Origin of the sequence: Flagellimonas maritima (assembly GCF_003269425.1) — a bacterium.
Classification (GTDB): domain Bacteria; phylum Bacteroidota; class Bacteroidia; order Flavobacteriales; family Flavobacteriaceae; genus Flagellimonas; species Flagellimonas maritima.
This window is the reverse complement of sequence record NZ_CP030104.1, coordinates 1,289,169-1,314,881: the sequence shown is the minus strand read 5'-3', so window position 1 is coordinate 1,314,881 and position 25,713 is coordinate 1,289,169. Positions and strand designations below refer to the sequence as shown.

General features: G+C 38.0%; 24 protein-coding genes. 14 read left to right on the top strand and 10 right to left on the bottom strand.

Features of this window, described 5'->3' with window-relative positions:
- The first annotated feature begins 20 nt into the window (after positions 1-20).
- On the top strand, positions 21-1,349 hold the full coding sequence (locus HME9304_RS05785; protein ID WP_112377679.1) for a gliding motility-associated protein GldE: 1,329 nt from the start codon (positions 21-23) through the stop codon (positions 1,347-1,349).
- On the top strand, positions 1,339-1,896 hold the full coding sequence (gldD, locus tag HME9304_RS05780; RefSeq protein WP_112377678.1) for a gliding motility lipoprotein GldD: 558 nt from the start codon (positions 1,339-1,341) through the stop codon (positions 1,894-1,896). Before HME9304_RS05785 ends, gldD begins: the two co-directional genes overlap by 11 nt.
- A gap of 2 nt (positions 1,897-1,898) precedes the next feature.
- Here the strand turns inward: gldD and HME9304_RS05775 are convergent, their stop codons facing one another.
- From HME9304_RS05775 to HME9304_RS05760, 4 genes are all read right to left on the bottom strand, one after another.
- Entirely contained in the window at positions 1,899-2,321 is a 423-nt protein-coding gene (locus HME9304_RS05775) for a hypothetical protein (RefSeq protein WP_112377677.1), read from the bottom strand.
- A 23-nt stretch (positions 2,322-2,344) separates the two neighbouring features.
- Positions 2,345-3,220 (bottom strand): DJ-1/PfpI family protein, encoded by an 876-nt coding sequence (locus tag HME9304_RS05770; RefSeq protein WP_112377676.1) that lies wholly within the window; start codon positions 3,218-3,220, stop codon positions 2,345-2,347.
- A gap of 65 nt (positions 3,221-3,285) precedes the next feature.
- Positions 3,286-4,305 carry a transporter gene (locus HME9304_RS05765; protein ID WP_112377675.1) on the bottom strand — a complete coding sequence of 340 codons (1,020 nt, stop codon included), beginning with the start codon at positions 4,303-4,305 and terminating at the stop codon, positions 3,286-3,288.
- Between the two features lie 78 nt (positions 4,306-4,383).
- A complete protein-coding gene (locus HME9304_RS05760) occupies positions 4,384-4,758 on the bottom strand; it encodes a hypothetical protein (RefSeq protein ID WP_239023393.1) in 375 nt (124 codons plus the stop codon).
- A gap of 88 nt (positions 4,759-4,846) precedes the next feature.
- Here HME9304_RS05760 and HME9304_RS05755 point away from each other — a divergent pair, with 88 nt between their 5' ends.
- A complete protein-coding gene (locus HME9304_RS05755; RefSeq protein WP_239023392.1) occupies positions 4,847-5,752 on the top strand; it encodes a DMT family transporter in 906 nt (301 codons plus the stop codon).
- A gap of 7 nt (positions 5,753-5,759) precedes the next feature.
- Here HME9304_RS05755 and HME9304_RS05750 read toward each other — a convergent pair whose 3' ends face one another.
- On the bottom strand, positions 5,760-7,832 hold the full coding sequence (locus HME9304_RS05750; RefSeq protein WP_112377672.1) for a M16 family metallopeptidase: 2,073 nt from the start codon (positions 7,830-7,832) through the stop codon (positions 5,760-5,762).
- Between the two features lies 1 nt (position 7,833).
- Positions 7,834-9,156 carry a M16 family metallopeptidase gene (locus HME9304_RS05745; RefSeq protein ID WP_112377671.1) on the bottom strand — a complete coding sequence of 441 codons (1,323 nt, stop codon included), beginning with the start codon at positions 9,154-9,156 and terminating at the stop codon, positions 7,834-7,836.
- A gap of 177 nt (positions 9,157-9,333) precedes the next feature.
- Here HME9304_RS05745 and HME9304_RS05740 point away from each other — a divergent pair, with 177 nt between their 5' ends.
- From HME9304_RS05740 to rpmA, 3 genes are all read left to right on the top strand, one after another.
- The gene (locus HME9304_RS05740; RefSeq protein WP_112377670.1) at positions 9,334-9,780 is read left to right on the top strand and encodes a DUF4199 domain-containing protein; all 447 of its coding nucleotides are present in this window, start codon (positions 9,334-9,336) and stop codon (positions 9,778-9,780) included.
- Between the two features lie 103 nt (positions 9,781-9,883).
- Positions 9,884-10,441: a 50S ribosomal protein L21 gene (rplU, locus tag HME9304_RS05735; RefSeq protein ID WP_112377669.1), complete on the top strand. Its 558-nt coding sequence runs from the start codon at positions 9,884-9,886 to the stop codon at positions 10,439-10,441.
- Positions 10,442-10,465: 24 nt separating this feature from the next.
- Positions 10,466-10,726: a 50S ribosomal protein L27 gene (gene rpmA / locus HME9304_RS05730; protein ID WP_112377668.1), complete on the top strand. Its 261-nt coding sequence runs from the start codon at positions 10,466-10,468 to the stop codon at positions 10,724-10,726.
- 58 nt (positions 10,727-10,784) lie between these two features.
- Here the strand turns inward: rpmA and HME9304_RS05725 are convergent, their stop codons facing one another.
- The 3 genes from HME9304_RS05725 to ahcY all read right to left on the bottom strand — a co-directional run bounded on the left by HME9304_RS05725 (position 10,785) and on the right by ahcY (position 14,441).
- Complete coding sequence (locus HME9304_RS05725) at positions 10,785-11,897, bottom strand: D-TA family PLP-dependent enzyme (RefSeq protein WP_112377667.1); 1,113 nt, start codon at positions 11,895-11,897, stop codon at positions 10,785-10,787.
- 12 nt (positions 11,898-11,909) lie between these two features.
- Complete coding sequence (locus HME9304_RS05720; protein ID WP_112377666.1) at positions 11,910-13,013, bottom strand: SDR family oxidoreductase; 1,104 nt, start codon at positions 13,011-13,013, stop codon at positions 11,910-11,912.
- A gap of 111 nt (positions 13,014-13,124) precedes the next feature.
- Positions 13,125-14,441: an adenosylhomocysteinase gene (gene ahcY / locus HME9304_RS05715; protein WP_112379740.1), complete on the bottom strand. Its 1,317-nt coding sequence runs from the start codon at positions 14,439-14,441 to the stop codon at positions 13,125-13,127.
- Positions 14,442-14,513: 72 nt separating this feature from the next.
- Between ahcY and HME9304_RS05710 the strand changes: the two genes are divergently transcribed.
- The 7 genes from HME9304_RS05710 (at position 14,514) to HME9304_RS05680 (ending at position 20,569) form a co-directional block, all read left to right on the top strand.
- Positions 14,514-15,155: a 4'-phosphopantetheinyl transferase family protein gene (locus HME9304_RS05710; RefSeq protein ID WP_112377665.1), complete on the top strand. Its 642-nt coding sequence runs from the start codon at positions 14,514-14,516 to the stop codon at positions 15,153-15,155.
- Positions 15,156-15,191: 36 nt separating this feature from the next.
- Positions 15,192-15,452, top strand: a complete 261-nt coding sequence (locus HME9304_RS05705; RefSeq protein ID WP_112377664.1) for a YkoF family thiamine/hydroxymethylpyrimidine-binding protein — start codon at positions 15,192-15,194, stop codon at positions 15,450-15,452.
- Complete coding sequence (gene pnuC / locus HME9304_RS05700) at positions 15,436-16,074, top strand: nicotinamide riboside transporter PnuC (protein ID WP_112377663.1); 639 nt, start codon at positions 15,436-15,438, stop codon at positions 16,072-16,074. The genes HME9304_RS05705 and pnuC overlap by 17 nt, the downstream gene beginning before the upstream one ends.
- Positions 16,029-16,592: an AAA family ATPase gene (locus HME9304_RS05695; protein ID WP_112377662.1), complete on the top strand. Its 564-nt coding sequence runs from the start codon at positions 16,029-16,031 to the stop codon at positions 16,590-16,592. Before pnuC ends, HME9304_RS05695 begins: the two co-directional genes overlap by 46 nt.
- Entirely contained in the window at positions 16,589-18,127 is a 1,539-nt protein-coding gene (locus HME9304_RS05690; RefSeq protein ID WP_112377661.1) for a DUF4301 family protein, read from the top strand. Before HME9304_RS05695 ends, HME9304_RS05690 begins: the two co-directional genes overlap by 4 nt.
- Before the next feature lie 650 nt (positions 18,128-18,777).
- Complete coding sequence (locus HME9304_RS05685) at positions 18,778-19,083, top strand: hypothetical protein (protein ID WP_112377660.1); 306 nt, start codon at positions 18,778-18,780, stop codon at positions 19,081-19,083.
- Between the two features lie 136 nt (positions 19,084-19,219).
- Positions 19,220-20,569, top strand: coding sequence for a sigma-54-dependent transcriptional regulator (locus tag HME9304_RS05680; RefSeq protein WP_112377659.1), 1,350 nt, complete (start codon positions 19,220-19,222; stop codon positions 20,567-20,569).
- Here HME9304_RS05680 and HME9304_RS05675 read toward each other — a convergent pair.
- Positions 20,544-23,015 carry an ATP-binding response regulator gene (locus HME9304_RS05675; protein ID WP_112377658.1) on the bottom strand — a complete coding sequence of 824 codons (2,472 nt, stop codon included), beginning with the start codon at positions 23,013-23,015 and terminating at the stop codon, positions 20,544-20,546. The genes HME9304_RS05680 and HME9304_RS05675 overlap by 26 nt on opposite strands.
- A gap of 448 nt (positions 23,016-23,463) precedes the next feature.
- Between HME9304_RS05675 and HME9304_RS05670 the strand changes: the two genes are divergently transcribed.
- Positions 23,464-25,710 (top strand): TonB-dependent receptor, encoded by a 2,247-nt coding sequence (locus tag HME9304_RS05670; protein WP_239023391.1) that lies wholly within the window; start codon positions 23,464-23,466, stop codon positions 25,708-25,710.
- Positions 25,711-25,713 lie beyond the last annotated feature (3 nt).

Genomic DNA, 25,713 nt, shown 5'->3' with positions numbered 1-25,713 from the left:
AAGTTTAAAGCACTATAAATTTGGACCCTGACCCCTATTGTTTGGCGTTTTTCCTAACCACCTTTAGCGGTATCTTCACCATAAAAGTGATCGTACTCTTTTTGCTTCTTTGCTGCTCTGCTCTTATTTCTGGTGCTGAGGTGGCCGTGTTCGGCCTTTCCCAAACAAATTTGAACGAATTTGAAGAAGAGGATGCATCTAGGGGCAAGCTCATTGTTCAGCTTTTGGAAAAACCAAAAAAGCTTCTGGCAACTATATTGATTACGAACAATGCCATAAACATTGGTATCGTTTTACTTTTTAGTTCTATTGGTGATACTATATTCAGTGAGATTGATCAGACCCTTTTTGGAGTGCTTTCTGTTCGCTTTCTTTTGGAAGTTGTTGTGGCAACTTTCCTTATATTGATGTTTGGGGAAATACTGCCAAAAATATATGCCAACAGGAACAGGGTGCAATTTTCACAGTTTGTGGCCATACCCTTAAAGGTATTGAATACGATTTTTACCCCATTGAGCGCCCCCATGCGTTCTGCAACGCTATACCTTGAGGAAAAACTGGGAAAGCAGAAATCCAGCTTAAGTGTTAACCATCTATCTCAAGCCTTAGAATTGGCTTCAGAAGGAGATACAACCAAAGAAGAGCAAAAAATATTGGAAGGTATTGTAACCTTTGGAAATACAGATACCAAGCAGGTAATGCGCCCGCGGATAGATATTTTTGCACTTAACGAAGAAATGAAATTTCCAGAAGTCATTGAAGAAATAAAGAAAAATGGATATTCCAGGATTCCTGTTTTTTCAGAAAGTATGGACAATGTTCTTGGTGTACTTTATGTTAAAGATCTATTGCCCTACATTGACCGTAAAAATTTTAATTGGATGTCCTTGATACGGGAGCCTTATTTTGTCCCTGAGAATAAAAAGTTGGATGATCTGCTATTGGAGTTCCAAGAGAAGAAAAATCATTTGGCCGTTGTGGTAGATGAATATGGGGGTACATCAGGAATAGTGACTCTAGAAGATATAATCGAAGAGATTGTAGGGGATATCAGTGATGAGTTTGACGACGAGGATTTGATATTCTCGAAATTGGACGACTTTAACTATGTGTTTGATGGAAAAACAACTTTGAAAGATTTTTACAGAGTTGTTAAAATAGAGAACGAGGAGCTGTTTGAAGGTAAAAAGGGAGAATCCGAGACCATTGCCGGCTTTGTTTTGGAGATTTCGGGAAATTTTCCAAAGTTGGGAGAGAAAGTACTTTTTAAAGATTATCGGTTTGTAGTAGAGAGCTTGGACAAAAAAAGACTAAAACGTATCAAAGTAACATTGCCAAATGAAGTATAGTTGGACTGCATATCTTATTATTTTAATTTTTATCGCAGGCTGCAGAGATGAGGTTTTGCCCAAACCTGGTGCCATGTTACGTTTGGATTACCCCAATGCACAATATCAACATCTGAAAACCAATTGTAAGTATACTTTTGAACTTAATACATTATCAAACCTTAAAGAAAACAAAGACTGTTCTTTAATTTTGGATTATCCTATGATGAAAGGCTCTGTCTATATTACTTATAAGCCCGTAAGAGATAATCTGAAAACCTTGCTTACCGATGCTCAAAAACTATCTTACGAGCATGTGGTAAAAGCGGATAATATTGTGGAACAGCCCTTTGTCAATACTGATGAAAGAGTCTATGGTATGTTTTATGAAGTAAGCGGTAACGCAGCATCCCAATCACAGTTTTATGTAACGGACAGTACGGACCATTTTGTGACCGGATCACTCTATTTCTATGCCAAGCCCAATTATGATTCCATTCTTCCTGCAGCGGTTTATTTGCAGAAAGATATCAGAAGGATTATGGAAACATTGCGTTGGAAAAAATAGAATTATTTTTCTTTTTCCAATAAACTTTCAGCCTTTTCAATACTGGAATTTATCTGTTCCTTCAATGCCTTAACATTTTCTTCCTCTTCATTCAACCATTCTTGTTTTTGCGCACTGAGCTCCTTTCCATTAAGAATTTCATCAGAATCAAATCGGCTGCCAAAAGATTGCATCCAATCCATCATTGCAACATTGGCCTCTTGTAAATCTTTCATCGCCGCTTTATACTGTTGTCCGGTTTCAGTAGTGTCAACCTTACTTTTTAGTTCACCGACCAATTTGCCCAACTTCCCCATTTTTGGCATTACTTCGTCATGGATTGCCATTACGTTTTCCATCTGTGTTGATTTTTCAGAAGCTTTTTCTCCTTGTTTGCAGCTAATTGCCAAAAACAAGAAGGCGGCCAAAAATATACTATATTTCATTTTTCATATTTTTTCAAATGTATCTATTTTTCAATATATGGTTTTAATCCTTCATCGAACATTTTCTCGGTCATAATGGTTACCACGCGGTCAGCTTTGTCGGGATGGCCACTTTCAAAAGGGGGTTGGGGATCATATTCTAGGTTCAATGCTATAAATTCAGCGTAATTTCTACCCAAAATTTTATCTACGATTGCCAAGCCCATATCTATGCCCGCGGAAACACCTGCACTTGTCCAGTACTTACCATCATTGGTATAGCGTTCCTTTACGAAAGTTGCTCCGTATTGAGCTAACTTTTCCTCTGCACGGTACCAATGCGTAGTGGCCTTTTTACCTTCCAACAGTCCTGCAGCACCTAAAATCCATGCTCCCGTGCAGACGCTAACGGTATATTTGCTGTTCTGGTCTATTTTACGTATCCAATCCAATAGTTCTTGGTCCTTGGTAGCTTGGTAGGTCTGGATAAAGCCACCAGGTATGACCAACATATCCAACTGGTCTATATCTTCAATTCCATAATCAACTTCAATTTTTATATTATCGCTACTTGTAATAATTCCTTTCTCCCGCCCGATCAGAAGTTTTTTTGTAGGATACATGCTGTTCAATACCGAAAGTGGCCCCAGTGCGTCCATAGTAAAAAAACCATCATAAACGAAAATCCCAATGGTTTTCAGGGTATCTGTAGGAACTTCATAAAGTAAGGCCATGGATTCGGTGTGTCCCATGTTTTCCAATTCTTTATCGGAATAAGGTGTCCCATCAGGTTTTAGATTTCGTTCTGTTTTTTGTTCTGCAACTTCTTTTTTTTCGTCTAAATTGGCAGTTGACGCTGTTTTCTTTTCCTCACATGTCAAAAAACCTAATGCCAATATAATTATAATTGATTTTTTCATTCTATTTTTTTAAGAATTGATTAATGTTTTAAAGTTCGAAAACTGGGTCTTCGAGCTTTATTCAATCAAAATGCGTATTGTGTTCCGAACGTAATGGTCTCCTTTGTTCTTAATTGGATTCCATTCAAATCTTGGTATAGTGGATATCCAAATTCAACGCCAAACCTCAAATTCTTAAGCTTGCCCGTTGGAACATAAGTGTTTATACCAATTCCTGAATTGATAAAAGTTCCACCAGAATTATTGGTATCAGCGGTTATAACCATCATCGGGTTCAAATTTGGGTCTTCACCTTCAATCTCGCCTACAATAAGTCCCTCCAATCTCGCAGAAATACTTACCCAATCGCTTGCTTTTACGGCAACCCAATTATTTAGGCTGTAGTGGTTTCCGTAACGATATTCCCGATCATTTTCTCCAAAACGGAAAACTCCCCTTATTTGACTTCCCCAAGAAAGTGATTCATTTTGACCCAAATAAGTCAATGCCAAACTAGGATCAAAGGTGCCACTACCAATTTGCATTGGGTAAGGCAATTCAACTTCGTTTGGAGCGGTAGCTGGAGTAACATCACTTTCCGTAATACTTCCTGTGGGAATTGAGATGCCAAATTGCCCATGTAGTGTTTGCTTATTTTTATTGAAGAACCTATAAAGGATTGAAAATTGAATGTCCCCAAAACCATTGGCTTCAGTTGTAAATGTTCCGCCCATTCGCGTAATATGGTCCATCTCCATGGATAAATAATTGAACATTGCCATTAAAGTAACTTTGTTGCTAGGGGCGTACATAACGCCCAACATATGCATGTTCATTGGCATTTTTGTTGGGGTGACCATATAATTTGCCAAGGCATCATTAAAAGAGGCATTATCACTTCCTTGCTTGAGTTCATCCATGTTCATATACATGTAACGATAGGAAAACATCCATTCTCCTTTGCCATGCATGTGGTCTCCCATCACAGAGATGGGTGCATGTCCGTCTGGCCTGCCCGCAGACCATTTTTCAGATTCATCAGTTGTTTCTTGTGCATAGAATGCAGCGGTGGCTATTAGAAAAATAGCCGATATATAATTTTTCATCAGTTTATAAAATTGAATTGTAGGTGATTATTTTACAACATATGTTGCATCACCTAAAGAAATGTTTGTAAGCTTATGTTAAGAAAGGGCGCTGGGTGGATGAAAGCTATAAGAAGTGTATAAATAGGTATAGGAATTCCTGTAAACAAAATCATTTTGCTTTGGAACCGTATCCTTTTTCTTAGAGTCAAAAAATAATACATCAACAAAACCTATAGGGTATTCTTCCAAGGCTATTTTTGGAAGGTTCTGTTTTTTCTCGTCGTTCTGTTCGGAAAGGCGTTGCATAAGGTAACATTTACCATTACACTGTAATTCCACCTTGTCCTTATTGATACATAAAAACTCAGTAATATAGTCTTCGTAGATAATGTACTCCAACATGGGGCCAATAGGGCGGACCATGGCCATTAAGTAGAGCAATACGAATCCGTATACAATTGAATGTTTCAATTTTGATGCTTTAGCAACGCTAAATTAAGCTATAAAACACAAAAAAGTCTCAAATAAGATGCACTTTTGCATCTCTCAACATTCAACTGTGGGCAAACAAAACCGTAAGTGGGTTTATCTTATCGTACTTTCTGTAATCTGGGGCACATCCTATATATTAATAAAGAAAGGATTGGAAGGTTTTAGCCCAATTCAGTTGGGAGCTGTACGGATTGTTATGGCAGCTCTTTTTCTTTTTATTATCGGATTTAGATCTTTAAGAACTATTTCAAAAAAAGAATGGTTTTGGGTAGGGGTTTCCGGTATAATAGGAAGCTTTGTCCCAATGTTTTTGTTTGCTTATGCCGAAACCGAAATAGATAGTAGTATTGCATCCATATTGAACTCCCTGGTTCCTCTTTTTACTTTATTTATTGGATTAATGGCTTTTGGGGTTAAATTTACCAAGAACCAGTTTTTAGGGGTTACCATCGGATTAGTGGGGGCAGCTTTTCTTATTTTCTTCGGGACAAAAGTGAATCCAGATCAAAATTATTGGTATGCAGGATTTGTAGTTATTGCCACCATTTGTTATGCGTGCAACGCCAATATTATTAAAAATAAACTTCAGGATGTTTCCCCAATGGGTATCGCAGTTGGAAATTTTTCTGTGATTTTGTTGCCAGGCATAGTTATTCTGTTTTTTTCAGGTTTTTTGGATAAGGAAGTAGTTGAAGGCCCATATTTTTTGAGCTCATTGGGTTACATCGTTATTCTATGCATAATGGGTACCTGTGTCGCGAAAGTAATGTTCAACAAATTGGTTCAGATCTCCAATGCGGTATTTTCTGTATCGGTGACGTATTTGATTCCAATTGTTGGTATTTTTTGGGGCTTGATCGATGGCGAAAAATTCTCGATCAAACAGTTATTGGCAGCTCTGGTAATTTTGTTGGGAGTTTATCTTGTGAACAAAAAAAAGACGCCACAAAGGGCGTCTTCCAATAAAAATTGACTTTATCTTATTCAAAATCAGCAGCTGAAACTCCTTCATTAACTTTGATTTCCTTTACAAGAAAATCGAAACTTTGTGGTCCCATAGTCTGTGATAACTTAAATGGAAATTTGATTCCTGATACATCTTTATAATCACTATACTCCAGCGTATTTATCATTTGCTGTCCTTGTACTTCTTCAGTTCGTACTTCTTGAAGCTTAAGACCGGTTTCCATGTCATAAAAAGCGGATTTGGCATCTGTTATTTTGAGTTTATAGGCTTTTTTATCACCAACGGGTTCAACGCCCTCCAATGTTATATTGCCTGCCGCCAGATAATTCAGTTCAGGAAAAGCTGCCGATTCCTCTTTTACTTTAACTATTTCTTCATCGGAAAGGTCCTTACGCTGACCTTGAGCCACCATATAGCCCTTATCTCCATCCAAAACCTGTTTTTGCATGGAGTTGCCCATCACTTTTATATCTTGCATAAATTGGTCTTTGGTGGTTTTTTTCATTTCCAGTTCCAATTTCATTCCCTGCATTTCTGCCTCTGCAATCATGGCATAAGATTCAACAGCCTCTAGCTTTTCCTTACCTCCTATGGCTTCTATATATTTTGCAAGTATGGCGTCAACAGTTATGCCTTCAGGAATCGCAGCTTCATAGTCGGGCTTTTCTGTTTTGTTCGCATATTTATCATAATAGAGAACAGGTAATTTTTTGCCATCAAAACTTACCTTTTCAAGATTTTCCAAGACTTCACTTCCTTTGCCTGTAACCACAACCCTTGCATTATCAGTGGAAAAGTATTTTTGCGCAGCATTTTGTACATCTGCAATTGTAACGGCCTCAATTCTTTCTAAATAGGTCTTGTAAAAATCCTCTGGTAAATCTTCAGTTTCTATATTTAAAGCATAATTTGCAATTGTTTCAGGCTTTTCCAGTGCCATTACAAAACTTCCTGCATATTTAGCCTTGGCATTTTTGAGCTCTTCATCACTTACCGGCGCAGTAATCATATTATCGATTTCACCCAAAATTTGGACTACGGCACTATCAGTAACTACATTTCTTACTTCTGCGTAGGCACTGAAACGCATAGGACTGTATTTATTATCTCTAACGGAAGAATAGGAACCATAGGTATAACCCTTATCTTCTCTCAAATTTTTGAAGAGTCTTGCCTGGGAACCACCTCCAAGAATTCTATTGGCCAAAAGGGCATCCAAATAATCTTCGTCCTTCATTTTGAGTTCGGTAATATTTTGCACGGCCACTTCGGACTGTACTGCATTTGGAACATCTACAAAGTTAATTTGAGCATATTGTGCATCAGTTGGTTTGGAATAACTAAATGAGGGAGGAACCGCTTTGGACCAAGGTGTAAAATACGTGGTCACGAGTTCCTTTACATTGTTAAAATCAACATCCCCAATAATTACCAGATAAGCATTGGCAGGTACAAAGTATGATCTGTAATGCTGTTCTACATCTGCTAGCCTAACATTGTTAACGGTTTCCTCGCTGGTAATTTCACCATAAGGATGATTTTTACCGTAAGCAAGAGCCAATTGAACCCTTGTAGCAATGGCAGAAACATCTTTTTCCTGTGATTTTATTCCTGTAAGAAGCTTATCTTTTTCTTTATCAAATTCATCCTGTGTAAAATTTGGATTGATGGATGCGTCTGCCATAAGCTCCAAAATTCTAGGGAAATATTTTGAGAGACAGCGTGCCGATGCACTTTGGTCACCTATACTTATGGTTGCACCAAGAAAATCTACCTCTTCGTAAAACTCATCTTTAGGAATTGATTTGGAGCCTTTGCCCATTAAGCTTGATGTTAAATCTGCCACGCCCGCCTTGTTTCCTTGTAAAATTGGAGGGTTGTCAATAGTCAATTGCATGGAAACCCTTGGTAATTTGTGGTTTTCAACGACCATGACCTCTAGCCCATTATTTAAGCTGAAGCGTGCTGGTTCTTGTAAATTTATTTTTGGTGCAGGTCCTGGTTTTGGTTGTTTGGTTCTATCTATTTGTCCGTACGATACCATCATAAACAAGGATAGTAAAGAAAGAATTATATACTTTTTCATTTTAATTGGCTTCTTTTTGTTCTGGTAAATATTCTAGCTCCAACCTTTGATTTGTATTGAGATATTTTTTAGCAACTTCCATGATTTCTTCTCGAGTAATGGAGCGGTAAATATCTATCTCTGTATTGATGAGGTTGGTATCATCACGAAGCATATAATTTTCGGCAAGGGAATTCGCAATTCCTTGAATGCTGCTGTTTGCATTTACAAACCTGTTTTCAAACTTATTCTGTAGCTTTTGATAATCTTTTTCAGAAATCAATTCTGATTGTACCTTTAAAATTTCTTCATCAATTTCTTTCTTTAAATCCTGAATGGAATTTTCGCCCACTGGAAGGGCTCCCACAATATAAGAACTATAATCTTCGGCATCTATTGGCACTGAAAATATTTGAAGCGCCATTTTTTTCTCGTCTACCAATTTCTTGTAAAGCTTTGAACTTTCCCCGTCACTTAAATAAGTTGATATCATATTAATGACATATGCCTCTCTTTCCGCTTGACCAGGGGTTCTATAAGCCAATAATATTGCAGGAATCTGAATATTTGGGTCACGGTATTCAGCATTTATTGTTGTCGTAATGGGGTCTTCCACTATTTCTTTTCGCTGTATATCGGCTCCTCTTGGAATTGGTCCAAAGTAGTCGGAAATCAATTTTTTTGTCTTTTCCTTATCAATATCCCCTGCAACTACCAAAACGGCATTGTTCGGAACATAGTAGACTTTATTAAAGTTCTTAAAATCATCCAGCGTTGCACTTGCCAAATGGTCCAAAGATCCGATTACCCCCCATCTGTAAGGATGCTTTGTATAGAGGTTCTTCAAAATCTCATCGAAAAAAGCTCCATAAGGGGAATTGTCCACCCGTAGCCTTCTTTCTTCTTGAACCACTTCTTTCTGCGTATCGACACCTATTTGGCCTATAATGGGGTGAAGCAATCTTTCAGATTCCAACCAAAGGCCTGTTTCCAGACTATTGGACGGGAATGTCTCGTAATAATAGGTTCTATCCAAAAACGTATTGGCATTTCCGCTACCGCCGTTGGACGAGACTATTTTGTCCCATTCCCCACGTTCTATATTCTTTGTTCCCTCAAACAAGAGATGTTCAAAAAAATGGGCAAAACCTGTTTTTTGTGGATCTTCATCTTTAGACCCCACGTGGTACATAACTGCTGTAGTTACTACTGGCGCAGTATTATCCTGATGTAAAATCACATGCAGGCCATTGTTTAGATCATACTCTTCAAAAGTAACTTCTTGAGCTACAAGAAAATTGCTTGCTGTGAGTATGAAAAATGTTGATAGTAAGAGTTTTTTCATAATAGCGAACTTTGTGTTTATGTATTAAATGTATTTGTATAAATAAAGCGATGGAAGTTACACAAAAACAGTTTAAAATATAAAGGTTAAGCAGAATACACACCAAGTCTTTAACAAGATTTTTAGTATAATTCACCAACATTCAGTAAATTAAACATCCACCAAAAATTGTAAGAAATGAAAAATATAACACTGCCTATCCGTTTTGGAATAGTTACCAGTGCCTGTCTAATGGCTTATTTTTTGATTTTATCCCTTATGGGCAAGCATACCAATGTCTTTTTTAGCTTGTTTAATGGAGTTATCACGGGGTTTGGAATCTATGAAACCATAAAATATACAAAACTAAGACTGGGAAAGGAATTTTCTTATGGAAAAGGTTTTACGGCAGGCGTTACAACAGGTTTTGTGGCTACCTTGCTTTTCACTGTTTTCTTTGCACTATATGCGACTGAGTTGGATGTTGATTTTTTAGACGAACTCTCCAAAGTTTGGTCAAAAGACTATGCTAATTTCGAAGGGATAGTTTTCTTTACGGTAGCTATAATGGGATTTGCAACTGCTTTGGTTTTAACATTGTCTTTTATGCAGCTTTTTAAAACCTCCAATAATCCAAAAAAATAATGGGTCAAATGGTTGAATATAACTTGTGAATTAAGGATTTAGCAGTATATTTGCACCCGCTAATTTTGATAAAGCACAAATAAATAAATTTAATAAACGCATTATGTACGCAATTGTAGAGATGGCAGGGCAGCAATTTAAAGTTGCAAAAGACCAGAAAGTGTACGTTCACCGTTTGCAGACAGAAGAGGGTAAAAAAGTAACTTTTGATAAAGTGCTTCTTTTGGACGACGCAGGTGACGTTACCGTTGGCGCCCCGGTCATAGAAGGTGCGGCCGTAGAGGCCAAAGTAATAAAACACCTTAAAGGTGATAAGGTAATTGTCTTTAAAAAGAAAAGACGTAAAGGATACCGTGTAAAAAACGGACATAGACAGTCTTTAACAGAGATTGTTGTAGAAAGTATTTTGGCCAAAGGAGCTAAAAAAGCTACTTCAACTAAAGCCAAGGCAGAAAAACCGACTACAGAAGTAAAGAAAACTACAGAAGCAAAGAAAGCTAAAGAAACTAAGGTTGAAGCTCCAAAAAAAGAGGCTTCCAAAAAGACCGAGGATTTGAGTGCAAAAACGGTTGCTGAATTGAAGGAAATGGCGAAAGCCAAAGGAATTTCCGGAATATCTTCAATGAAGAAAGCAGAATTGATAGAAGCTTTAAGTAAATAAGAAAAGAACTAAAAATTATATATCATGGCACATAAGAAAGGTGTAGGTAGTTCAAAAAACGGTAGAGAGTCAGAATCAAAACGCTTAGGCGTTAAGATTTTTGGTGGACAAGCTGCCGTTGCCGGTAACATCATTGTTAGGCAACGTGGCACCAAGCACAACCCAGGCGAAAATGTATATTTAGGGAAAGATCATACATTGCATGCAAGAGTAGATGGTATTGTAAAATTTCAAAAGAAAGCTGGCGGAAAATCATTTGTTTCCATTGAGCCGTTTGAGGCTTAATAAACACCTCTTACTATTATATAAAAGAAACCTCGCTAACCAGTGAGGTTTTTTATTTTTAAAAGTTTATTTTACGTTTTCTAGCAGTGATTTCCCAGGTATTGGTCTTTTGACCATTTTCGATTACGGATACTTCATCGTGAAGGTTTATGGTTGGACAAACATGGTAAGGAACGCCATAAAGGACATCGCCGATTTGAAGCTCTTCCCAATTCCGAACCTTTAGAACACCGTGCTCCTCACTTTGCGAGAGCAATTCATAATCTTCCAAATTAAGAAACTTTACCCTTTTGTCGATTGGGTTTTCCGGTGCAACAGATTTATGGCCTAAATCCAATGTAACAATACCTTCGGTAGGTTTGGAAATGATTCGGGTTACCAACAGTGCGGCGTACTTAAAGTTTTGTTCCGTTAGCTTTTCACTGTATCCCCAATCCCAAAGCACGCAGGTTCCAGGGCTGGTAATTCGGTCTTTGTTCAATAGGTGAGAGGTAAAAGAAGGTGTTCCCCCACAAATCATCTGAATCGAAGGATACTCTTTTTTAAGATTTTGGAAATAATCGGTTACCGTTACAAATCCATTTTCTATTTTTTCGTTTCGGGTTGAAAAATCAGCATCGCGTAAATGTCCATCATATACATGTAATCCTTTAAATTGAAGCGCCTTGCAATCCTTCAAAAAAATAATAAGCTTATCCAAGTCTGTCCCAATCTTGATTCCTGAACGGTCCATACCATTATTGATATCAATGTAAATGTTGACTTTTATATCTATTTTGCTGGCTTTGGAGTTCAATAATTCGGCCGTTTCAATAGAATCGATCAGAGTCGAGAACGTCGTTTCTGAAAAATGGGAGATCAAAGAAAGAAATCGGTCTACTTTGGGCCCTACCAACTGGTGCGCAATCAAAACTGAATTTGCTCCCGTCTCCGCAGCGATTTCTGCCTCGGAAATGGTCGAAGCCTTAAAGTTGGAGATCCCAGCATCCATCAACAATTGCATTATTTTGGGCATTTTGTTGGTCTTGACATGTGGCATCAATCTTTCAACCTTGCCATTGACCAAAGCGACCATTTCTTTGATATTGTGCACCACATGGTTTTTAAAGATCGCAACTGAAGGCGAGTCTATCGTTTCTACGTTTTCTATTTCAAACCATTTATTATCCATTCTTTATAAAAATTACCATCGCTGATTTTTAAAACCGTTCATTTTAGCAAATTCGACCGTAGCTACAAGATAATCCTCTAGATTATACTTGGGCAAGGGCAAAATACTTTCCAACAACGTAGTATCCCACTCATAGGGTTTTGAAGTCAGGTATGGTGTAAGATGCACCCCAATGGTCTCATAATAAAACTGTTCCAACGAACTTTCAAATTCAGATGCAGTAGTAATTAGCTCTTGCGTAAGCTTAAAATTTTTAAAATTGACCGTTTCCAGGATTTTTGAAATTCCGTTAAAGATATTGGTGCCTTCAGAATTAACGATATTGAGTTGTTGAACATTGGTATCAAATACTTTGGCAATTACCTTGGCTGCATAATCCGTAGGGATAATATTTAGTTTACTATCGATATTTGCCTGTATCCGTACAGAATCGACCGAGGTGTTACGGTAGAAGAACTTTGCAAAAAGGTAGAATACCATGTACTTTGAAATAAAGAAACTTGGTTTGTCCATAATATTTCCGCCCAAAACACTAGGGCGCAATATCTGAATCGGGATTTCTTTTTTGATTCCTTCTTTAACCAAAAATTTTTCCGCTGCATGCTTTGATGCTTCGTAAAAGTTGCGATATTCCTTCTGTTCTACATTTACGTAATTATCGTTCAATAACCCATCTAATTTACCGATGGAAAATGCAGTGCTTATGTATATGAATTTTTTAAGGTAGGTCGAATACACTTCGAATATAGACTGGGTAAGTGCAAGATTTTCTCTAAAAATCTCCTCTTTACTATCAGGATTTACGGAAAGATTAACGTAGCCTGCCGAGTGAATAAAATAATATTTTTTGTTTTCCTCAAGAAATTTGTTTGGTTCCAACAACCTATCCGCACCAATTACGATTGTTTTTTTAGTAAGCTCTTCTTTATGCATCCCAATAAATTTTGGAGCTGCACTACTATCAAGCATTTTTAAAACCCTTTCTTTTGGGGAAGTCAATTTTTTCTTGCGTACAATGAGGTATACTTTTTCAAGAATATCAAATCTGTTTTCAAGTAATGAAAAAAGAATTTGAGAACCGAGTGTCCCTGTTGATCCAGTAAGGATGATATTCATTCGAGAACAATTAAAAGTGTAAATATCGCATATAATAATAAACCCTTGCAGACCTGCAAGGGTTTATTGGATTTATCTCTATTGTAAATCCTTCCAAAAACCGGAAAGTGACTAATATCTGTAATATTCCGGTTTAAAGGGACCTTCAACCGTTACACCTATATATTCCGCTTGGTCTTGTTTAAGCTCCGTTAGTTCGGCACCCAAACGCTCCAAATGTAATTTTGCTACTTTTTCATCCAGGTGTTTTGGAAGCATGTAGACATCATTTTCATAGTTGTCACTATTGTTCCATAACTCGATTTGTGCCAAAGTCTGATTTGTAAATGAATTACTCATTACAAAACTTGGATGTCCCGTTGCACAGCCCAGGTTTACCAATCGACCTTCGGCCAAGATAATAATGTCCTTACCGTCAATGGTATACTTATCCACTTGTGGTTTAATTTCATCCTTGGTATCGCCAAAAGTACCGTTTAACCATGCCATATCTATTTCATTGTCAAAATGACCAATGTTACAGACAATCGCCTTGTCCTTTAAGGCCTGGAAATGTTCTTCACGAATAATATCTTTGTTTCCCGTTGTGGTAATTACAATATCGGCTTTACCGATTACCGTTTCCAGTTTTTTGACTTCATACCCGTCCATACAGGCTTGTAAGGCGCATATTGGGTCAATTTCGGTAACGGTAACAATGGCACCTGCCCCTCTAAAGGAAGCAGCGGTTCCTTTTCCTACATCACCATAACCTGCAACCACTACACGTTTCCCTGCTAGCATGGTATCCGTGGCACGGCGAATGGCATCCACGGCACTTTCTTTACATCCGTATTTATTATCAAATTTTGATTTGGTAACGGAATCGTTGACATTGATTGCCGGCATGGGCAGTGTTCCATTTTTAACCCGTTCGTACAACCGGTGTACTCCAGTAGTAGTCTCTTCTGAAAGCCCTTTGATACCGGAAGCCAATTCTGGATATTGATCCAGAACCATATTGGTCAAATCCCCACCATCATCCAAAATCATGTTCAGAGGCTTTCTATCTTCCCCAAAGAACAAGGTTTGCTCAATACACCAATCAAATTCTTCCTCGTTCATTCCTTTCCAGGCATAAACGGGAACTCCAGCTGCTGCAATAGCTGCCGCTGCATGGTCTTGGGTAGAAAATATGTTACAGGAACTCCAGGTTACATCTGCGCCAAGTTCGACCAAGGTTTCGATCAAAACTGCTGTTTGAATTGTCATGTGCAGACATCCTGCAATACGTGTACCTTTTAAAGGCTGTTCATCTTTATATTCTTTTCTCAATGCCATAAGACCGGGCATTTCGGCTTCGGCAAGGTTAATTTCTTTTCGGCCCCAATCCGCTAAAGAGATATCTTTCACTTTATAAGGTACATAGGGAATTGTCTTTGTGCTCATAGCTTTTTTTAAATTTACTTTTGTAGTTTCGCTTAACAGCCAGCAAAGGTACAAATTACTTAACTTTTAGTCGTGCCCCTTTACAAAACCATAACAGTCTCGTCCACTACCCAAGTTTTTATTTGGAAGGTTACCGAACCTGAAGAGGAACTACAGCATAATATTCACCTAACGCCCCATTGTCAAGATCGAATGAACGGTATGAAGTCCCAAGCGCATCGAAGGGCCTTTCTGAGCATACGGCATCTACTGGCAGAAGCGGGTTATTTGGATAGTGATTTATTTTATGACGAGGTGGGGAAACCACACTTAAAAGATGGTAATTACATTTCTATTACGCACTCCCATGATTTTACGGGAATCATAATTAGCAATACCGACGAGGTTGGAATAGATATTGAAAAACAACGGGATAAAATATTGCGCATAGCCCACAAGTTTACTCCAATACAAGAATATAGGACTTTGGCAAACACAGAGGCCATAGTTAGAAAATTGACCATTGTTTGGGGTGCAAAGGAATCGCTATATAAAATTAATGCAACCCAAGGGCTTAGTTTTTTGAGACATATTGATGTCACTGATTTTCTGTTTGATGATAGAAAAACAAGTGCTCAAATTTTGTACAAAGGGAAAGAATCACATTATCATGTTGAGTTTTTGGAGTTTGAAGGTTTTACCTGCGTTTATGCCTTGCGTATGATAGGCGGATAGGATTTCCTTTAGTAGCTTTGCCATTAATTTTTGATAATGAAAATATCTGTTGAACTTGCGTTGACTCCCCTACAAGATGATTTTGAGGCACCTATCATAAACTTCATCCAAAAACTTCGAGCTTCTGGACTTACCATTTTAGAAAACCCATTGAGTACCCAGGTCTATGGTGAGTACGATGAGGTGATGAAAACCCTACACAAGGAAATAAAAGATACGTTTGAAAATGTCGAGCACATACTACTTAATATGAAGATTGTAAAATCTGACAGAAGCGGGTATGAGCCACATTTTTGATTGGATTTTTGCACAATACGAAGGTGTTCCAACACATTTGATCGTGTTGGAAATGATTGGGGTGGTTTTTGGACTGCTCAGTGTTTGGTACTCTAAACGCGAGAATATCCTAGTCTTTCCTACGGGCATCATCAGTACGGGAATCTTTGTATATATCCTTTTGGTCTTTGGTCTGTTGGGCGATATGCTAATCAACGCGTATTATTTTGTTATGAGTATTATAGGATGGTACCTGTGGACCCGAAAAGTGGATGCTACACATTTTGTTCCCATTACCAAGACCACTTCCAAAGAAAAGAAATGGTCGGTGCTTTTATTCATTGGGGCCATTGTCTTTGTATTGGTCGTTTATATTGTATTTAAAAAGTTCGATACGTGGACCGCCTATGTGGATACCCTCACTACGGCTATCTTTTTTGTGGGAATGTGGTTGATGGCAAAGAAAAAATTGGAGAACTGGGTCTATTGGATCGTTGGTGACATTATCACCGTGCCGCTATACTGGTACAAAGGACTGATTTTCAGTTCTTTGCTGTATTTTTTATTGACTATAATTGCTATTTTCGGTTACAGAGCATGGAAGACAAATTTGGGCAAGAGCCCTCAAACCTTATTAAAGTAGTTCTTTTTGGCCCTGAGTCTACAGGAAAAACTACATTATCACAACAACTGGCAAGACATTATAACACTGTGTGGGTGCCCGAATATGCGCGAGAGTATCTACAAGATAAATGGAACAACGAACGTAAAACCTGTGAACCGCAAGATTTGTTGCCTATCGCTGAAGGACAGATCCGTTTGGAAAATGAGTTGACCAAAAAAGCTACAGATTTACTGATTTGCGATACGGATTTATTGGAAACCAAAGTATATTCCGAAGCATATTATATAGGTTATTGTGACCCTGTTCTGGAAAAGTATGCGTTGAAGAATACCTATGACCTTTATTTCTTGACCTATATAGATACCCCGTGGGAAGCGGACGACCTTAGGGACAAGCCCGACGAAAGAAAAAAAATGTTTGCATATTTCCATGATACGTTGAAAAAATACAATCGGAATTTCGTTATCTTGAAAGGAGATAAAAAAACAAGGCTCAAAACTGCAGTAGAACATATAAATAAACTTTTGGAACAATGACCGACTTTAGTCAGCAAGACTTAGAACAACTAGAAAAAAAAGGAATTTCCAAGGAAAAAGTACTCGATCAAATAGAAACGTTTAAAGAAGGAATCCCATTTGTGAAATTGGAAAGGGCCGCTGTTATCTCAGACGGTATTTTAAAGTTTTCCGAAAAAGAGGAAAAGGAGCTCATTCAATATTTTGAAAGCGTTCGTGGTGACTTGGCACTTCTGAAATTTGTTCCAGCTTCCGGAGCGGCATCTAGAATGTTTAAGGCGATGTTCAATTTTTTGGAGGCCTATGACCCTTCCCAAGAAACACTTTCAACTTATATTGAAAGGACTGGTGATACAGCGGTACAACAGTTTACGTCCGAAATGGAAAACCTTCCGTTTTACGAGCATATTATGGATAGGGTCTCAGCAAAAGCGAACAATTTAGATGAAAAAGCCTATCTGTTCGTAAAGGAAATGCTCATGGAAGATGGACTTAATTACGGGTTTTATCCAAAAGGGCTATTGCCATTTCATAACTATGGCAAACAAAGTGCAACACCGTTCGAAGAACATTTAAAAGAAGCAGCACTTTATGCAAAAACAGGAGGTAATGCCAATCTTCATTTTACAATATCCGAGCAGCACGATGCCATGTTCAAAAAAGAACATATGCAGGCAGGGCCAAAGATTTCCAAAGAAACAGATACCCAATTCAACATCACATATTCCAATCAAAAACCATCTACGGATACCATTGCCGTGGATATGAAGAACAAACCATTTAAGGACAATGATGGTTCAATGCTGTTTAGACCAGGAGGCCATGGTGCCTTGATAGAAAATTTAAATGATCAAGATGCCGACGTTATTTTTATAAAAAATATCGATAACGTAGTGATTGATGAAAACTTACAGGAAGTAGCCGACAGTAAAAAAATACTGGCGGGTGTTTTAACTAAAGTTCAGGCAAGGGCGTTTGAATATGCTAAAATGCTTGAACATGATACTGTTTCCAATGAAAAACTCGATGAAATCAAGACATTTTTAGAGAATGAATTGAATGTACGGTTTTCCGATAACTATGAAAAGTTGAATCCAGAAGAACAGCTAGTTCTGGTAAAAGACAAAATAAATCGCCCCATTCGTGTATGTGGCATGGTAAAGAATGAAGGTGAACCTGGCGGCGGCCCTTTTTGGATATATGATTCAGAAGGAAATGTTTCACTTCAGATTATTGAATCCGCTCAAATTGATACCTCCAATAAAGAACAAGCATCAATTCTGAAAAATTCAACGCATTTTAACCCTGTCGATTTAATTTGCGGTGTAAGAAACCACAAAGGCAAGAAATATAATCTGTTGGATTTTGTAGATGCCAAACAAGGATTCATCACAGAAAAGACAAAAGAAGGCAAAGAATTAAAAGCATTGGAACTTCCTGGATTATGGAATGGAGCCATGGCATTTTGGAACACTATTTTTGTAGAAGTACCGTTGGTGACCTTCAATCCGGTGAAAACGGTCAATGACCTTCTAAAACCGACTCACCAAGCATAATAAAAATTATATTTATTTAAAAAGACCGTTGCTGGAAACTTCAGCAACGGTCTTTTTGTATACGCAATGTGACCTTTTTTTAAATCTGTGTCCTACAATACGTATAATGGACATCTGGGCGTGGGTGCCTAGATTGTCTTGGTTGGTTGATTTGGTTGAAAAGGCCGTACATCGTACGGTCTTTTTGTGACCAATGTTCAAAAAATGTGTCCAATAAATAGAAGTAAAAAAGATGCCTTATATAATAGCTTTGATTCTAAGTGTTCTATCCTTTATAATATCAATTTTTTTATTGGCTTCTTATTTAAAAAAAGAGTACAAGGAAAAAAAAGACAAATAATTCGGATGATGCTATGCAAACACTAACCATGCATTATCCATTTTGCTGATAAGGACTATGAAGAGTTTCTTACCGAGAAACAAATGAGATGATATCGGCAAAAGTTGGAAAGGCTGCGCAAGCAGCCTTTTTTTGTATAAAAAATACACATGAAAAAGCTGTTGTATACACAAATACACAGTATCGTTATCTTTCAAATATTATATAACCAATTCATTATCAGATGATTGAATGAAAAACGATGATGTAAAAAATGTTGGCACTAGATTTTCATATAGGTTAGCAAGTTTAATTTTTAAATATATACACAATGAGAAAGTTATTTTTTGCAACTGTTTTATCTTTTGTAGGTCTTACAGCAATTGCCCAAGAAGAAACTGCTGAGCTACAAGCAGACGAAACAACTGTAGTAACTGCAACACAGGATTTTGAGGAAATCAGTGTTTCCGATCTTCCAGAAGCTGTTACAGCTGCTGTGGCAAAGGATTATCCAACCGCAACTGTGAATAAAGCCTATAAAAATGCATCTGAACAATACAAATTGGAGCTATCGTTGGAAGATGGGACTTCAGGAACTTTGTATGCCGATGCTGAGGGAAATTGGATAGAGATATAACACAGCTTTGATTAATCGTGTTAGGTTAGTTTGGTTAGGAGAGGTCTGCTTTTGGTGGACCTCTCCTTTTTGTGATAATTTTACCACGCCCTCAAAGTCCATAACCTTTGCAGTATCGTATATTTGATACTGAGATATGCCCAAAATCTTAATCATTGAAGATGACACAGCTTTTTGCCAAATGCTCCATAAGTTTTTGGCCAAGCATAATTTTGATATTTCCACAAGCTATACAATTATCGATGCCAAACAGCAATTAAAGGCTAATCTATTTGATGTTATCCTATCTGATGTAAGACTGCCCGAAGGAGATGGAATTGCATTACTTTCAAGAATAAAATCCGAATTTCCCAGTACACAGGTGATTTTAATGACGGGTTATGCAGAAGTAAAAACTGCGGTAAGTGCCATGAAAAAAGGAGCATTCGATTATATATCCAAACCTTTTACCCCCGAAAATATTCTCAAGATCATTACCAGTGCCCTCAATACAAAGGTGCCTGAAAGAGTGCAATCCGTAAAAACCGAAGATACCAAAGAACAATCCGAGGATTCGACCCAATCGGGAATTATTATTGGAACCAGTGATGTTTCAAGAAAGTTAGAACAGTATATAGATTTGGTAGCTCCGACAAACATGTCGGTTCTAATTACCGGAGAAAGTGGAACGGGCAAGGAAGTCACGGCCAAGGCCATTCACGATAAAAGCAAGCGAAAGTCCAAAAATTTTGTAGCAGTGGATTGTGGAGCCATTCCCAAGGAAATTGCGACCAGTGAATTTTTTGGACATGTAAAAGGGAGTTTTACGGGAGCCATTGATGATAAAATGGGTCATTTTGAAGCTGCGAACGGGGGCACGCTTTTTTTGGATGAAATAGGAAATCTTTCCTATGAGAACCAAGTGCAATTGCTCAGGGCCCTTCAAGAAAGAAAAATAAAACGGGTAGGCAGTACAAAAGAGATTTTTGTAGATGTACGAATCATAACCGCTACCAATGAAAATTTATTGGATGCTGTTGCCAAAGGCAGTTTTAGGGAAGATTTGTACCATCGTTTAAATGAGTTTTCCCTTGAAATCCCATCACTAAAAGAGCGTGATGATGATTTGATGCTATTTGCCAATTATTTTTTGGACAATGCGAACCGGGAACTTGATAAAAATGTAATCGATTTTTCAGAAGAGGTCAAACATACGTTTCGCAACTACACTTGGCCTGGAAACCTTCGGGAATTGAAAAATATAATCAGGCGTGCAGTGTTGTTTACAGAAGGGGGCACAGTTGCGTTAAGCTCCATCCCCAATATGATTGATGATGAAGTTGGCAATTTATCCCAATCCAAATTTTCTAAATCAGACTATGAAAAGGAAAAAATTCTAAACGCCTTGAAACAAACCAATTTTAACAAGAGCAAGGCGGCCAAATTGCTACAGATTACCAGAAAGACACTTTACAATAAAATCAATCAATATCAACTGGAAGTGTAGGCAAGAAAGCACGGATTGCCTTTTCCAGATTTAAAATCGAAAGCTTCAACTTTTTAAAATCTTGTACCGTTTTTTTATGGGACGCATCGTGTGAAAGACGCTCAAATTTTTCAAGAATCGGAATCGCGCTATCCACGTTCAGCTGACGGAACATCGGCAACATTTTATGGGAAATCGATTTTATCTCGTCGTAGCTTAGATTTTTGACCGAAAACGAAAGTTGCTCCGTATTATCTTGAGTGTCTTCAAGAAAACGTTCCAAAACTTCCTGAATGCTTTTAGGGCTGTCCAGAAAAGATGAAATAATTTCTAAATTGAACACTTTAGAATTGGATTTGATTGTATTACTGTCCTGATCAAGCTCGGAAGCAGTGTGGTGATGGGATAAGTCCAGAAGAGTGGTAAGTGTACGTAACAAAGCCGTATGGGCAAACGGTTTTTGTAGTACTCCGGAGAAGCCGGTATTTATATAACTGTCCTTATCTACGTTTCTTTGTCCCGTCATGGCGATAATGGGCTGATTTTTATAATGCTCGAATTGCCCCGACTTTAATCTTTTTACCACCTCGTAGCCATCGACCAAGGGCATTTGTATATCGGTCAAGACCACATCATAACAGAAATCATCCAAGGAGCCTAAATCCTCAAAATTTGTAAAAGCCTTAACAGACATCTCATGGATACTGCATACTTCTTGCAAAAGCCCCAACAGTGTTTCGTCATCATCAAAAATCAATAAAGAAGGTTTTTTATGATAATTAGTTTGTTGCTGTTTTTCGGCAATAACCTCAGTACTCGAAAATTCAAGGGGCAGGGAAACCGTAAAAGCGCTTCCTTTGCTTTCTTCACTTTTCAAGTGTAGAGTTCCACCCAGTAAATAGGTCAATTTTTTGGAAATGGTCAATCCCAGTCCATACCCGCCGTATTTTTTTTCGATGGAATCGCTTGCTTGTGTAAATTCATTGAAAATCAATTCTTGCTGTCCCCGTTCAATTCCGATGCCCGAATCAAGAACGGTAATGTCCACAAATGGGCGAGCATCTTTTTTTATGATTTGGGCCGTTACCTTTACAAATCCTTTATCGGTGAACTTAAAGGCATTGCCGAGCAGATTGGTCAGTATTTGGCGTATTCTAAAAGGATCCCCGATTATAGGTTTTTCCAAATCTTTGGGAATTTCCATTGTAAACGCTATAGCTTTTTTCTGATAAACTTCTTCAAAACCCGAAGCCAAGTCCGCAATCAAGTCCTTGAGAACGAAAGGCACCTTTTCAATCTGGATTTTTCCAGCTTCCAATTTTGAAAAATCCAAAAGATCATTTACCAGATCATCGACATATTTTGAAGCGGATTTAATGTTTCGTATGTATTGCTGCTGATTGGCGCCCAAGCCACTGTGCTCCATCAGTTCGGTATATCCGCCAATAGTGTTCAGTGGAGTCCTGAGGTCGTGGCTTACGGTAGATATCAACTGTTCCCTGCTCTTCAACAAGGATTCGGAATATTTCTTCTCCTTTTCCAATTGTTCCCGATACCGTTGCACTTTCCAAAAGTCCCTGGTGATCAAAAAAGTAAACAAAGAAACCACGATCAGCCCTAAAATAACGGCCATCCCGGTTAAACGAACGCTCCGCTTTAGTATTTGCTCCTTGTTGACATTATCCAAGTAAGCGTTCATGATAATTTCCTGTTCCAAATCGGAAATCATGCTCCGTAGTTTTTGGGAAAGTTCCAAATCGGCCTTATAAATCTGAAGCTCTTTTCGGATTACGGACTGTTCCATCCTTGTATTTTCCAATTTTGCCTGCTGTAGCAATGATTTGGAGAGTTGTAATAAAGAATCTATATCTGCGGTAGGTGCATTCTCTTTATCTTCTGATGGAATATTGTTATTAAGAATGGTCACATATTCTCTAATGGAGTTTTGAGTCTCTAAGGACAATTCTGTAAAATTGGGAACAAAGGTTTCAGGCGTTATTCTGCCCAAATCAACCTCCATTTTATTGAATTTTTTCAGTAAGGAATCAAGAGGGGCACTTTTTGTATTTCTAACTTTTAGATTTCTAAGTTCCGCATTATTATAAACTTTCTGTTGCAACAGTTTTTGAACACTATCCAGTTTTAATATCTGATTTTCGTTGGCGGTAAAGAGTTTTAAACTATCGATAGAATTGAATATGGAGTCTACTTTTTGGGCATACGCATTAAGATTTGCCCTTTCTTTGGTCTGTAATGCCAGCTTTGATAGATTTTCGGCTTCGTACAGTTCGGTCAACAAAGAGTTGGTTTTTAATAACTTATTATTTTCCTCCTCTTTATTCTGAGAAGCATTGTAGTTTTTAAATTCTAAATAAACAAAAAAGGCCGCCAAAAACGCCAATACACCTAAAACTAGATAGCTGGTAATTATTTTAAATGTAAATCTACGTTTTGATTTGGGGTACATATCAACCGTTCTATTTTAATATACGTAAAGGCATAGGGATATGGGTTGTTCCAAAAAGTTAATTAACGTTGTTTTTGTTATGAAAAGTGAATGCAGGGAATTACATTTGCTCCATCTCAAAGGGGTGCTTTTGATAAGTGCTAAGTTTGAAGTCTAATGTTTTAAGTTGCGAATAGTATTTCTATTGACCAATTTACCACTTAAAACCAACAACTTAGAACCTAGAATAAGGCTGAGATTATACCCAATGAACCTGGGCGGGTAATGCCGCCAAGGGACAGCAGAGCGTTGAAGAGTAGACGTCATTCTGAATTTATTTCAGAATCACATCATCAAAAAATGAGACCCTGAATCAAGTTCAGGGTGACGAAAAACTCCTTGGGTCGCTCAAAAAAATCAAATACTAACAAGGAATAATGGCCCCTTTTATTCGTAAAATTTTTTACGGATGAAACCATTCTATTCAAATTCTTATGAAGCAACCACTGTAGTTAAAAGTGGTTCAATGCGACGGTCAAAAACAAACAAACGGCATCGCATTAAAACATTTCTTACAATTTTTACCAGTTGTGGATTTGCACTCTTGGCAAGTGCACAGGAAAAACCCAAAGACTCTTTAGAAGGTAAAAAAATCAATCTGGATGAAGTTGTAGTCTCCGCTTCGCGGGCTACGGACAAGATTCCTGTTACATTTACCAACATCGACAGGGAAGAGATACAGAAAGTAAATTTAGGCCAGGATATCCCCGTGTTGTTAAATTATATGCCTTCGGTGGTTTCCACGACATTTGATGGTACTGGAATAGGCCCGACCGATTTTAGGATTCGAGGAGCGGATAATTCCCGTATCAATGTAACCATTAACGGAATTCCTTACAACGATGCAGACAGTCAGACCACATTTTTTGTTAACCTTCAGGATTTTGCATCGTCTATCGAGAACATTCAAATTCAACGGGGTGTGGGAACGTCCACGAACGGAGCAGGAGCTTTTGGTGCAAGTGTCAATATTTTAACGGACAACTACTCGGAAGAAGCTTTTGCGCAGTTATCCAACAGCTTCGGAAGCTTTAACTCAAGAAAACACTCCATTCGCTTTGGCACAGGAATGTTGAACGACCACTTTGCCTTTTCTGGAAGGCTTTCCAGGATAAAATCAGATGGATATATTGACCGTGCATTTTCAGATTTAAGGTCTTATTTTCTGGATGGTGTCTACAAAGATGAAAATACCTTGATAAAAGCCGTGGTTTTTGGTGGAGAGGAAATTACGGGACTGTCGTTTTTTGGACTGAACGCGGCAGGGCTAGAAGAAAACAGAACCTTCAATAACGACGGTCTTTATTTGGATTCGGATGGAAATACGCAGTTCTACGATAGACAGACAGATAATTACAAGCAAGACCACTACCAATTGCACATTACCCAACAATTTGATAAGCATTGGACAGGGAACATATCGTTACATTATACAAAAGGACGTGGATTTTTTGAGCAATACATAGAATCTGACCCTAGCTTTTTTAACGGGGATTTGGCATTTTACAGATTGCCTAATTTCGAGTCCAATGGTGAAACCATAGAGCGTTCAGACTTGGTCACGGAACGTTTTTTAAACAGTAATTTTTACGGTACCGTGTTTAGTTTAAATTATAATGACTCCAAATGGGATGCCGTTTTTGGCGGAGGCTTCAATCGTTACGATGGCGAACAATATGGTGAGGTCACTGTTGCCGAATTTGCACAATTGCCAAGTATTCCTTTCCGTTTTTATGAAAATGGCAGTGATAAAAGAGATTTCAATGTGTATGCAAAAGCTACCTATCAACTTAATGGGCAATTTTCTTTGTTCGGCGATTTGCAGCTAAGAACAATTAACTACGAAGCTTCAGGAGGGCTGTTCGACCCTAGTGGTGCATTGAATGTGGATGAGAATTTTTCATTTTTCAATCCAAAAACGGGAATCACGTATAGGCCCAATAATCAAAACAGTATTTATTTCTCGTACGCACGTGCGAATCGCGAACCAGCACGTGTAGATTTTGAAACGGGTGCTCCAGAACCTGAAAGCCTGAACGATTTTGAATTGGGGTGGCGCTATATCTCCCCAAATTTTCAACTGAACACTAACGTTTATTACCTCGATTTTAAGAATCAGTTGGTATTGACGGGAGAATTGGATGAGGTAGGTTTTCCTATTCGCCAGAACAGCGGTCAAAGCTATCGTTTAGGTTTGGAAATCGATGCCAATATTACATGGGATAAATTCAGTATTCGACCCAATCTGGCAATCAGCACCAACAAAAACCAGGATTTTTTGGTCGAAGATGGCACTGATGGCTTTACCAATTTAGGCAACACCAATATTTCGTTCTCGCCCGAGATTATTGCAGGAAACATTTTAAGCTATAATGCTTCGGATAACTTTAGTGCAAGCCTGTATTCTAAATATGTTGGGGAGCAGTTTATGACGAATACGGATTCCAATGCTATAGACGCTTATTTTGTAAACGATGTAAACGTGCAATACACATTAGCGAATATTTCAATTATAAAGTCGATTGTTTTCACTGGGCAAGTGAACAATATTTTTGATTTGGAATATGAAAACAACGGCTATGTATTTTTTGGGGAATCGTTTTTCTATCCACAGGCAGGAATCAATTTTCTTTTAGGAGCAACATTAAATTTTTAAGGA